The 12,328-nt window shown below is 38.4% G+C and carries 6 protein-coding genes, 2 tRNA genes, 4 rRNA genes and 1 pseudogene; 1 reads left to right on the plus strand and 12 read right to left on the minus strand.

All coding sequences use genetic code 11. The features are described from left to right. From JJC03_RS00005 to JJC03_RS00035, 7 genes are all read right to left on the minus strand, one after another. Positions 1-1,397, minus strand: a 16S ribosomal RNA gene (locus JJC03_RS00005). Between the two features lie 333 nt (positions 1,398-1,730). After that, positions 1,731-1,840 (minus strand): 5S ribosomal RNA (rrf, locus tag JJC03_RS00010). A gap of 172 nt (positions 1,841-2,012) precedes the next feature. Continuing rightward, positions 2,013-4,883 (minus strand): 23S ribosomal RNA (locus JJC03_RS00015). 170 nt (positions 4,884-5,053) lie between these two features. Beyond that, a tRNA-Ala gene (locus JJC03_RS00020) sits at positions 5,054-5,127 on the minus strand. Positions 5,128-5,217: 90 nt separating this feature from the next. After that, positions 5,218-5,291, minus strand: a tRNA-Ile gene (locus JJC03_RS00025). 69 nt (positions 5,292-5,360) lie between these two features. Further along, positions 5,361-6,877 (minus strand): 16S ribosomal RNA (locus tag JJC03_RS00030). Together the 16S, 23S and 5S rRNA genes with 2 tRNA genes alongside form the textbook arrangement of a ribosomal RNA operon. Before the next feature lie 751 nt (positions 6,878-7,628). Then, entirely contained in the window at positions 7,629-8,234 is a 606-nt protein-coding gene (locus JJC03_RS00035) for a DUF4294 domain-containing protein (protein WP_309597772.1), read from the minus strand. A gap of 186 nt (positions 8,235-8,420) precedes the next feature. Here JJC03_RS00035 and JJC03_RS00040 point away from each other — a divergent pair. Next, positions 8,421-9,507 (plus strand): annotated as a pseudogene (locus JJC03_RS00040) (M42 family metallopeptidase). A 118-nt stretch (positions 9,508-9,625) separates the two neighbouring features. Here JJC03_RS00040 and JJC03_RS17015 read toward each other — a convergent pair. From JJC03_RS17015 to JJC03_RS00060, 5 genes are all read right to left on the minus strand, one after another. Beyond that, positions 9,626-10,408 (minus strand): M43 family zinc metalloprotease, encoded by a 783-nt coding sequence (locus JJC03_RS17015; RefSeq protein WP_309597773.1) that lies wholly within the window; start codon positions 10,406-10,408, stop codon positions 9,626-9,628. Further along, positions 10,377-10,634, minus strand: a complete 258-nt coding sequence (locus JJC03_RS00050; RefSeq protein ID WP_235873758.1) for a hypothetical protein — start codon at positions 10,632-10,634, stop codon at positions 10,377-10,379. The genes JJC03_RS17015 and JJC03_RS00050 overlap by 32 nt, the downstream gene beginning before the upstream one ends. Next, positions 10,597-10,929: a hypothetical protein gene (locus JJC03_RS00055; protein WP_235873759.1), complete on the minus strand. Its 333-nt coding sequence runs from the start codon at positions 10,927-10,929 to the stop codon at positions 10,597-10,599. The genes JJC03_RS00050 and JJC03_RS00055 overlap by 38 nt, the downstream gene beginning before the upstream one ends. 572 nt (positions 10,930-11,501) lie before the next feature. Then, entirely contained in the window at positions 11,502-11,795 is a 294-nt protein-coding gene (locus JJC03_RS17020; protein WP_258932025.1) for a cyclase family protein, read from the minus strand. Further along, positions 11,768-12,262, minus strand: coding sequence for a cyclase family protein (locus JJC03_RS00060; RefSeq protein ID WP_258932026.1), 495 nt, complete (start codon positions 12,260-12,262; stop codon positions 11,768-11,770). The genes JJC03_RS17020 and JJC03_RS00060 overlap by 28 nt, the downstream gene beginning before the upstream one ends. Positions 12,263-12,328: the final 66 nt, after the last annotated feature.

Here is a 12,328-nt window from a genome sequence, read left to right on the forward strand (position 1 = left end):
CCATGGCTTGACGGGCGGTGTGTACAAGGCCGGGGAACGTATTCACCGCAGCATGGCTGATCTGCGATTACTAGCGAATCCAGCTTCACGGAGTCGAGTTGCAGACTCCGATCCGAACTGAGAACGGTTTTATAGATTCGCGCCCACTTGCGTGGTGGCTGCTCTCTGTACCGTCCATTGTAGCACGTGTGTAGCCCAAGGCGTAAGGGCCGTGATGATTTGACGTCATCCCCACCTTCCTCACGGTTTGCACCGGCAGTCTTGTTAGAGTTCCCGACTTGACTCGATGGCAACTAACAACAGGGGTTGCGCTCGTTATAGGACTTAACCTGACACCTCACGGCACGAGCTGACGACAACCATGCAGCACCTTGAAAGACGTCCGAAGAAGGATCTATTTCTAAATCTGTCGTCTCCCATTTAAGCCTTGGTAAGGTTCCTCGCGTATCATCGAATTAAACCACATGCTCCTCCGCTTGTGCGGGCCCCGTCAATTCCTTTGAGTTTCACTCTTGCGAGCGTACTCCCCAGGTGGGATACTTATCACTTTCGCTTAGCCACTCAGATTGCTCCAAACAGCTAGTATCCATCGTTTACGGCGTGGACTACCAGGGTATCTAATCCTGTTCGCTCCCCACGCTTTCGTCCATCAGCGTCAATTAACTCGTAGTAACCTGCCTTCGCAATGGGTATTCCATGTAATCTCTAAGCATTTCACCGCTACACTACATATTCTAGTTACTTCCAAGTAATTCAAGTTCTACAGTATCAATGGCCGTTTGATCGTTGAGCGACCAGATTTCACCACTGACTTATAAAACCGCCTACGGACCCTTTAAACCCAATGATTCGGATAACGCTTGGATCCTCCGTATTACCGCGGCTGCTGGCACGGAGTTAGCCGATCCTTATTCTTACAGTACCGTCAAGCTCCCTCACAAGGGAGTGTTTCTTCCTGTACAAAAGCAGTTTACAATCCATAGGACCGTCATCCTGCACGCGGCATGGCTGGTTCAGGCTTGCGCCCATTGACCAATATTCCTCACTGCTGCCTCCCGTAGGAGTCTGGTCCGTGTCTCAGTACCAGTGTGGGGATCTCCCTCTCAGGACCCCTACCCATCGTCGCCTTGGTATGCCGTTACCACACCAACTAGCTAATGGGACGCATGCTCATCTTGTACCGTTGGAACTTTAATAATTAAATGATGCCATTTAAAAATACCATGGGGTATTAATCCAAATTTCTCTGGGCTATCCCCCTGTACAAGGTAGATTGCATACGCGTTACGCACCCGTGCGCCGGTCTCAAAGGAGCAAGCTCCTTCTACCCCCTCGACTTGCATGTGTTAAGCCTGCCGCTAGCGTTCATCCTGAGCCAGGATCAAACTCTTCATCGTATTTTTTTGAGCTTACGCTCTAGTTTTTTGACAAAGTCGCTAGTTTTCTTACTCTCTTAAATTTTGTTTGTCTTAATATCTCTATTAAAACGTGCTGTCAATCCAATATGTCTATGAACTTTTTCTTTACTTTTTTTCGCTTTTGACTTATCGTCTTAGCGGGTGCAAAGATAGTGTTTCTTTTAGCTTTTACAAGACTTTTTTACTTTTTTTTCAAAAATTTTTAAAAGCTTGTTTTCAATCTAATTAGGAACTTTTCTATTTTGCGAGGATAAAAAATCCCCTGCTTTTCAGGGGATTTTTATGTAAATTCTAATTACTAATCAGAATAAAGAAAGGCAGCGATCTACTCTCCCACATAATTGCAGTACCATCGACGCTGGCGGGCTTAACTTCTCTGTTCGAAATGGGAAGAGGTGAGCCCCGCCGCAATAACCACCTTAAGGTTGTAAGTGATAAATGATTAGCTCATAGTGATAAGTCTTTGACTTTTCACTTTTTACTAGTTACTTTTCACTGTAGCTTATAGCTAGCAATATTTTAACATATTGAGATAAATATTCATTTAAAGAAAGAATCTGCTTCCCCCCTCCTTTACAGGGCAAGGGGGAGGCTTACAATAAGCTTACGGGTTATTAGTACTACTCGGCTATGACATTACTGCCTTTACACCTATAGCCTATCAACGTGGTGATCTTCCACGACCCTTAAAAGAAATCTCATCTTGTGGTGGGTTTCGCGCTTATATGCTTTCAGCGCTTATCCCTTCCCAACGTAGCTACTCTGCGATGCTCCTGGCGGAACAACAGATACACCAGCGGTTAGTCCAACTCGGTCCTCTCGTACTAGAGTCAGATCCACTCAAATTTCTAACGCCCACAGTAGATAGAGACCGAACTGTCTCACGACGTTCTGAACCCAGCTCGCGTGCCACTTTAATGGGCGAACAGCCCAACCCTTGGGACCTTCTCCAGCCCCAGGATGTGACGAGCCGACATCGAGGTGCCAAACCCCCCCGTCGATGTGAGCTCTTGGGGGAGATCAGCCTGTTATCCCGGCGTACCTTTTATCCTTTGAGCGATGGCCCTTCCATGCGGAACCACCGGATCACTATGCTCTACTTTCGTACCTGATCGACCTGTATGTCTCTCAGTCAAGCTCCCTTTTGCCATTGCACTCTACGCACGGTTACCAAGCGTGCTGAGGGAACCTTTAGAAGCCTCCGTTACTCTTTTGGAGGCGACCACCCCAGTCAAACTACCCACCAAGCAATGTCCTCTCTTTTGAGAGTTAGGCCTCAGATAAGCAAAGGGTGGTATTTCAACAATGACTCCACAACGCCTAGCGACGCCATTTCACAGTCTCCCACCTATCCTACACATCACTTATCCAAGGTCAATACTAAGCTATAGTAAAGGTGCACAGGGTCTTTTCGTCCCACTGCGGGTAATCGGCATCTTCACCGATACTACAATTTCACCGAGCTCATGGCTGAGACAGTGTCCAGATCGTTACACCATTCGTGCAGGTCGGAACTTACCCGACAAGGAATTTCGCTACCTTAGGACCGTTATAGTTACGGCCGCCGTTTACTGGGGCTTCAATTCAATGCTTCTGATTGCTCATAACATCTCCTCTTAACCTTCCAGCACCGGGCAGGTGTCAGGCCCTATACGTCATCTTACGATTTTGCAGAGCCCTGTGTTTTTGATAAACAGTCGCCTGGACCTCTTCACTGCGGCCAGCTTGCGCTGGCGACCTTTCTCCCGAAGTTACAGGTCTATTTTGCCTAATTCCTTAGCCATGAATCTCTCGAGCACCTTAGGATTCTCTCCTCAACTACCTGTGTCGGTTTACGGTACGGGTACTTATAATCTAAGTTTAGAAGGTTTTCTTGGCAGCCCTTAGGTACTCTATCCCATCATCCGAAGATTCCGAGTACTATCGTATTTCACCAAAACCTACGGATTTGCCTATAGGTCTTATAGTTACGTACTTTAACGAACTATTCCGTCAGTTCGCGGTACTTTCATCACTGCGTCACTCCATCACAATTATAAGTAGTACGGGAATATTAACCCGTTGGCCATCGACTGCGCCTTTCGGCTTTGCCTTAGGACCCGACTAACCCGCAGCTGATTAGCATAGCTGCGGAAACCTTAGTTTTTCGGTGTGGGTGTTTCTCGCACCCATTATCGTTACTTATGCCTACATTTTCTTTTCTAACCTCTCCAGCATCCCTCACGAAAAACCTTCTACGATGTTAGAATGCTCCCCTACCACAGTATATTCTGTCCATAGCTTCGGTAGTATGCTTATGCCCGATTATTATCCATGCTCGATCGCTCGACTAGTGAGCTGTTACGCACTCTTTAAATGAATGGCTGCTTCCAAGCCAACATCCTAGCTGTCGATGCAATCAAACCGCGTTTGTTCAACTTAGCATACATTTGGGGACCTTAGCTGATGGTCTGGGTTCTTTCCCTCTCGGACTTGGACCTTAGCACCCAAGCCCTCACTGCTGTGTATATTATATAGCATTCGGAGTTTGTCAGGAATTGGTAGGCGGTGAAGCCCCCGCATCCAATCAGTAGCTCTACCTCTATATAACTAGACCACAGCGCTGCACCTAAATGCATTTCGGGGAGTACGAGCTATTTCCGAGTTTGATTGGCCTTTCACCCCTACCCACAGATCATCCCAAGACTTTTCAACGTCAACGGGTTCGGACCTCCACTATGTGTTACCACAGCTTCATCCTGTCCATGGGTAGATCACACGGTTTCGCGTCTAACACTACTGACTAAAGCGCCCTATTCAGACTCGCTTTCGCTACGGATCCGCACCTGAAGTGCTTAACCTTGCCAGCAACGTTAACTCGTAGGCTCATTATGCAAAAGGCACGCCGTCACATCTTAATGATGCTCCGACCGCTTGTAAGCGTATGGTTTCAGGTTCTATTTCACTCCGTTATTCACGGTTCTTTTCACCTTTCCTTCACAGTACTGGTTCACTATCGGTCTCTCAGGAGTATTTAGCCTTAGCGGATGGTCCCGCCAGATTCAGACAGGGTTTCACGTGCCCCGCCCTACTCAGGATACCACTATTCTTTATATCCCTTACTTATACGGGACTATCACCCTCTTTGGTTAACCTTTCCAGGTTATTCTAATTCAGTTTACAAGAAATATTGTGGTCCTACAACCCCAATATTGCCGTAACAACATTGGTTTGGGCTAATGCGCTTTCGCTCGCCACTACTCACGCAATCACTTTTGTTTTCTTCTCCTCCGCCTACTTAGATGTTTCAGTTCAGCGGGTTCGCCTCCTATCGGATACTATGTCTTCAACATAGTGGGTTGCCCCATTGGGATATCTGCGGATCTATTCGTATGTGCCAATCCCCGCAGCTTTTCGCAGCTTATCACGTCCTTCTTCGCCTCTGAGAGCCTAGGCATCCCCCATACGCCCTTATTTTGCTTATTGTTTCTTTTTTAATTATAAATGTTAATTTATAAATGATGAATCAATTCATAATTCACAATTTAAAATTCACATTTTTTTGTGTTCTTTCTACTTGTTTGTATGTTTATCTCAATATGTCAATGAACTTTAATCAATTAACAATTATCAATTGATAATTATCATTTTTTTCGTGGAGAATATCGGAGTCGAACCGATGACCTCCTGCGTGCAAGGCAGGCGCTCTAGCCAGCTGAGCTAATCCCCCGTTTTTAATTTCAAAATTTAAATCTCAAATTTCAAAATTCAAGGACTCAACTTCTAAAATTTCCTTTTCTCTTAAAATACTTGTTAAAAGTAGTCCCGGGCAGACTCGAACTGCCGACCCCTACATTATCAGTGTAGTACTCTAACCAGCTGAGCTACGAGACTCTGTATTTTAAGTCTTTTTTTTTGAACTAACAGCGAGAGTAAGACCCTAGGTCTTTTTTATGTCTCTAGAAAGGAGGTGTTCCAGCCGCACCTTCCGGTACGGCTACCTTGTTACGACTTAGCCCTAGTTACCAGTTTTACCCTAGGCAGCTCCTTGCGGTCACCGACTTCAGGTACCCCCAGCTTCCATGGCTTGACGGGCGGTGTGTACAAGGCCCGGGAACGTATTCACCGCAGCATGGCTGATCTGCGATTACTAGCGAATCCAGCTTCACGGAGTCGAGTTGCAGACTCCGATCCGAACTGAGAACGGTTTTATAGATTCGCGCCCACTTGCGTGGTGGCTGCTCTCTGTACCGTCCATTGTAGCACGTGTGTAGCCCAAGGCGTAAGGGCCGTGATGATTTGACGTCATCCCCACCTTCCTCACGGTTTGCACCGGCAGTCTTGTTAGAGTTCCCGACTTGACTCGATGGCAACTAACAACAGGGGTTGCGCTCGTTATAGGACTTAACCTGACACCTCACGGCACGAGCTGACGACAACCATGCAGCACCTTGAAAGACGTCCGAAGAAGGATCTATTTCTAAATCTGTCGTCTCCCATTTAAGCCTTGGTAAGGTTCCTCGCGTATCATCGAATTAAACCACATGCTCCTCCGCTTGTGCGGGCCCCCGTCAATTCCTTTGAGTTTCACTCTTGCGAGCGTACTCCCCAGGTGGGATACTTATCACTTTCGCTTAGCCACTCAGATTGCTCCAAACAGCTAGTATCCATCGTTTACGGCGTGGACTACCAGGGTATCTAATCCTGTTCGCTCCCCCACGCTTTCGTCCATCAGCGTCAATTAACTCGTAGTAACCTGCCTTCGCAATGGGTATTCCATGTAATCTCTAAGCATTTCACCGCTACACTACATATTCTAGTTACTTCCAAGTAATTCAAGTTCTACAGTATCAATGGCCGTTTGATCGTTGAGCGACCAGATTTCACCACTGACTTATAAAACCGCCTACGGACCCTTTAAACCCAATGATTCCGGATAACGCTTGGATCCTCCGTATTACCGCGGCTGCTGGCACGGAGTTAGCCGATCCTTATTCTTACAGTACCGTCAAGCTCCCTCACAAGGGAGTGTTTCTTCCTGTACAAAAGCAGTTTACAATCCATAGGACCGTCATCCTGCACGCGGCATGGCTGGTTCAGGCTTGCGCCCATTGACCAATATTCCTCACTGCTGCCTCCCGTAGGAGTCTGGTCCGTGTCTCAGTACCAGTGTGGGGGATCTCCCTCTCAGGACCCCTACCCATCGTCGCCTTGGTATGCCGTTACCACACCAACTAGCTAATGGGACGCATGCTCATCTTGTACCGTTGGAACTTTAATAATTAAATGATGCCATTTAAAAATACCATGGGGTATTAATCCAAATTTCTCTGGGCTATCCCCCTGTACAAGGTAGATTGCATACGCGTTACGCACCCGTGCGCCGGTCTCAAAGGAGCAAACTCCTTCTACCCCTCGACTTGCATGTGTTAAGCCTGCCGCTAGCGTTCATCCTGAGCCAGGATCAAACTCTTCATCGTATTTTTTTGAGCTTGCGCTCTAGTTTTTTGACAAAGTCGCTAGTTTTCTTACTCTCTTAAATTTTGTTTGTCTTAATATCTCTATTAAAACGTGCTGTCAATCCAATATGTCTATGAACTTTTTCTTTACTTTTTGTCGCTTTTGACTTATCGTCTCAGCGGGTGCAAAGGTAAAATTTCTTTTAAATTTGCAAGTGTTTTTTGAAAACTTTTTTTGAAGTAAGCTTCGAAAAACATCTTAACATTAACTTAAAGAACTTCGCTGTTGCGGGTGCAAAGATACTATCTTTTTTTTGTTTCTTGCAAGGTTTTGAGGTGTTTTTTTTATTTTATTTTATTACCAACTACGTATCAATAAGTTACGGATTTTTATCTTGTTTTTTTATTATTATTTTTAAATTTTGATGGGTTTTAAAGGATTTTATATATAATGAGTTATTTTTAATCGAGGGGTTTATGAATTAGAAATAGTTTTTCTTTTTTTAAAGAGGTATACTTTATATAGTGTTTTTAGATTGGAACTTTGTTTGTTTTAAATTTATTGTTTAGATGATCCTAAAACATTTTGACTCTTATTACATAGTGATTTTTCTAAGGTATATGTTGTAGTTACTTGAATGAAGGAAAATAATGAAAGGTTTATGAATTTTTATTGCTCTTATATTTTGATGAAGAAAAATAATATTAAATCAAAACTTTACTAACTAAAGAAGGCTATTTTTAAGTTTAAAATAGCCTTCTTAATAATAGTTTATTTTTGGAGTTCGGGATGTCTTTCTTTATATTCTTTTACTTTCTGGCGCCAGCTTTTTTGAAGTTCATTATAATTGTGCCCTAATTTAGACTCTTGTGAAACTAGTTTACCATCTATAAAGGATCTATATAATATACTTTCTATAAGGTAATCTTCTGCAACTAAATCTGGTTCATATTTAGTTTTTAAATTTATATCAAATAAACTTGCTGTGTTATTTGCCCAAAAAGCCTTCCATCCACTTTTTAATTCAGAAATCAAATCATAAGTGGTAGTTCCTGTTTGACGATGTATTAATTTAACTAAAATTTGCCCATCTTTTCTGCTTAATTTTTTTAATTGTTCTTCAAATTCTTCTGTTAAAAATTTTTCAACTATTTTGAAGTATTTTTTTTTATCTCGGTCTGATTTTAAAAGCTTCATTCCTTGATTAAGGGCTACTAATCTTTCAGCTGCTATCTTTGCATAGGGATAAGTTCTCATAACTCGGCGTTTTAGAATCATAAAACGTTTTCGTTCTTCTTCTGTTTTGAAATTGTACGCTCGATTGGTTACTATAACTTCTTCTAATTGATATGAGACTTGTGCGATTGTGTCTTTTATATCTAATTTTTTTCAATTTCGGTAGAATCAACTTTTACTTCTTGAGCAGTAATACTGAATACTGAAAAAAATAGAAATATTCCCGTTATGTTATATTTATACATTGATTTTTTATTTTTGGCTCAAAATTATACATTTATTCTACAAGTGTTGTACCATTTTTTTATTTTAGCAAAAATTTTTTTTATGAATACAGAATCAATATTAAATGACTTTTCTATAAATTTTTGGAGCGTTATCTAAATAATGCTTCTCCTACGGGATATGAAAGTGAAGGTCAAAAATTTGGATGGATTATCTTAAACCTTATGTAGATTCATTCATTACGGACACATACGGAACAGCTGTTGGTATTATAAATCCAGATGCTCCTTATAAGGTGGTAATAGAGGGACATAGTGATGAGATATCATGGTATGTAAATTATATTACGGAAGATGGTTTAATATATGTTATACGTAATGGTGGTTCTGATCATCAAATTGCACCTTCTAAAAGGGTGAATATTCACACTAAAAATGGTATTGTAAAAGGTGTTTTTGGCTGGCCTGCAATCCATACGCGAGGAAGAGGAAAGGAAGAAAGTGCTAACTTACATAATATCTTTATAGATTGTGGATGTAGTAATAAGGAGGAAGTAGAGGCTCTAGGGATACATGTGGGTTGTGTTATTACCTATCCTGATGAGTTCATGATTTTGAATAATGATAAATTTGTTTGCCGAGCTATAGATAATCGAATGGGTGGTTTTATGATAGCGGAAGTGGCGCGTTTACTTAAAGAGAACAATAAAGTTTTACCTTTTGGGTTGTATATAGTAAATTCAGTACAGGAAGAAATTGGATTACGTGGTGCTGAAATGATTACTCAAACGATTAAGCCTAATGTTGCAATTGTAACTGATGTATGTCATGACACTACAACTCCTATGATTGATAAAAAAATTGAAGGTGATTTAAAAATAGGTCGAGGTCCTGTTATAGCATACGCTCCTGCCGTTCAAAACAGACTAAGGGATTTAATTGTTGATACAGCTTCTGAAAAAGAAATTCCTTTTCAAAGACATGCTAGCTCAAGGGTAACTGGAACTGACACGGATGCTTTTGCATATAGCAATGGTGGCGTAGCATCTGCTTTAATTTCTTTACCTCTACGTTATATGCATACAACGGTTGAAATGGTACATAAAGAAGATGTTGAAAATGTTATTAAACTGATTTATGAAAGTTTATTGAAAATTGAAAATAACGAAGATTTTTCTTATTTCAAATAATCTATAATATTAACCTAACCTGAAAAACATATAGATTTTCAGGTTAGGTTTTTTTAGGAAATTGTATTATAAAATATCAGGTGATAATTAGCTAATGTGTTAAAATAGATTTTTGAATCTATCTTTTCGTTATTTTTTTTGATATTGTTTTCCCTGAGGAAGTTGTTATTTTCATTAGATATAAGCCTTCTTTTAAAGCTTCTAGTTTTTCTATTAGAATTAAACTATTGTTTAAATATTGAATATTTACAATTATTTCTTCACCTAAAATGCTAAATAATTTAATCTCTTTTATATCTTCCTTTAGCATAATTTCGATTTTAGAATTAAAGGGATTTGGGTATATATTAAAATTATCTTGTTTATCTATTTGATAATCTGATAGTAGTTCTCCTTCTTTTAAACCTGTAGCTACTAAATTTTTTTCTTGCCATAAATTTTTTCTACTAGAATGATGCAATGCTTTATACATACGCTTTACTTGTCCTTTTGTAAACATTTTGTAACATCCATATGATCCATTATATCCCATATAATTTTCATTATTAACTTTTTGCATATTACAATTAAAAACTGGATTACAATTATTATTATCTACAAGAGAATCTTCTTGAGGTGTATCGTCTACTTTATCTGTTCCTCCACAACCATTTTCAAAAGTATGTATTAGTCCTAAAAAATGGGCAAATTCATGAGTAAGTGTTGATGCAAATTCATTATCAACATTACCATAAAGTGATGTTCCACTATAAACTATTCTGGAAAAGTTATTATTTGTTTTTTCTTGATTTGGATAAGTTGCTACTCCTGAGTTATTTATTTGATCATCAAAAAGATCATTTTGTATATATACATTAAGATATTTATTGTTATCCCAAGCATATTTTTTTTTGTATAAGATTTTTTATTTTTTTCATCATTGTTCCCAAAGCCTTTTTCATCATCTTTATAAAAAATAACGCAGCCATCTGCTCTATATTTTCCTTTTTACCTATTTTGGCCAACTTAAATTTTATATTAAGTTTTGATTTTATGGCTTCAAAATCTGGATCTACTGTATTATAATCATTATTTAAACCATTAAAATCTTCATTTACTTTTTCCAGGGCTTTTTGAATTTTTTTCAACTGTTATTTTTTTCTGATCAGATTCATAATAGGCGTTAGGTGAACGTTTTTTCTTTTCTGGATAGTAAACGTATCCTTCATCAAAGACGTGAAAAACAACAGGAATTATAAATTCTTCTTCTAAATCAATATCTGTTATTTGAGGCAGTTGCACTTCTTGATCCCATTGTACTATTCCATTAGCTCTTAAGTTTTTGTTTTCTTGACTATTAGTTTCTAAAATTTTACATCTTACATTCTGAGCAAAAGCAAAATAATTCATTATTAATACTAATATTAAAAGAATTTTTTTCATTTTAATCATTTTCATAGTGATTTATTTTATTATTATTTAAATATTAGGCTGGGTTTTCAAAATATTATTCAAGAAATATATTTATCTCAAAGATTATTGAAATATTACTATTTCATTTTTATACAGTTATTTATAATTGAAATACTTTTAAATTTTATTTTTTTTAAGTTGTTTTTCCTTGATAAAAGGGCATTAATCTAATTGATTAGTTCGTCTTTTATATTTATTTAGAAGTAGTTAATTACAATTAATTTGTTGAATTTATATGATAATTCTAATTTGGATTGTAATAAGTAGTGTTTAGTTTGTAGATTCTATTTAAAAATAAAGATTACTTTATTTAGAATAAAGTAGTTTACTTTAAGGAGAAAAATTTAGTTATATGAATAGTCTTAACAACTTGGATACTTAAGTGTTATTAAAATATTTTTTCTAACTGACTATTAGGTTTTAGGGGAATATTTTTTTTGAACTAGTTATTTTTTTATTATCTAATTGTTATTTAAATCTACCTATTGAGTATGTTCAATATACTCAATAGGTATTTATTTAAAAGTAGGTCAATTGTTTTATTATTCTAATATAGCCACAACTCTAGATGGTCCTGCTGAAGCTCCTTTTAACTTTAAAGGGAAACAAGCGACTTTAAAACCGGTGTATGGAAGTTGATCTAAATTTACCAACTGTTCCATATGACAATATTCATGATCTACTCCTACTAAGTGACCTTCCCAAAAAATGTCATTCCTTTTTTGTTTTTTTGCTTGTTCTATCTGATAAGGCAATGGTAAATCCCATCCCCATTGATCAATCCCCATTACTTTTACTCCTTTTTCAATTAGGAACAATGTTGCTTCTGCTGACATACCTGTTCCTTTTTATAATAATCTTTTTCGTATATATGTTTATCTCGACCTGTTTTTATTAAAACAATATTTCCTGGCTGAATATTGATCTGCTGCTGATCTAAGAATTTTTGAATATCGTCTTTTGTTATTATTTCAAAATCTTCTTTGTGTTTCATATCTATAACAATTCCGTTTCCGTAGCACCATTCTAAAGGTATTTGTTCAATTGTTTTGGCAGGTTTACCTTCAGAAATTGGCCCATAATGATATGGAGCATCTAAATGTGTGGTTGCATGTACTCCCAATTGCTTTATCATATCATCAGCCCATCCTGTAAAATGTTTTGGAAATAAATTAAAAGGCAATCCAAATAATCTTATAATCCATTTAGATTTTTTATGAGATTTATGTTTGATTTTAACTTTCATAAAGAAAGGATCATTTGGATTTTGATAAACTGTTTTAGATAAATCAATTATTTTCATGAGTGTTTTTTAAAAATTAATGAAAAGTAGAATAATTATAAAAAATTATCGGGATATTTTAATCTA

It is taken from the genome of Flavobacterium oreochromis (assembly GCF_019565455.1).
Classification (GTDB): Bacteria; Bacteroidota; Bacteroidia; order Flavobacteriales; family Flavobacteriaceae; genus Flavobacterium; species Flavobacterium oreochromis.

What these genes read in the sequence shown, in the direction of transcription:
- JJC03_RS00060 (WP_258932026.1), bottom strand. Translation starts at nt 12,262, where the DNA reads ATGAAAATAATTGATTTATCTAAAACAGTTTATCAAAATCCAAATGAT.
- JJC03_RS00055 (WP_235873759.1), bottom strand. Translation starts at nt 10,929, where the DNA reads ATGAAAAAAATTCTTTTAATATTAGTATTAATAATGAATTATTTTGCT.
- JJC03_RS17020 (WP_258932025.1), bottom strand. Translation starts at nt 11,795, where the DNA reads ATGTCAGCAGAAGCAACATTGTTCCTAATTGAAAAAGGAGTAAAAGTA.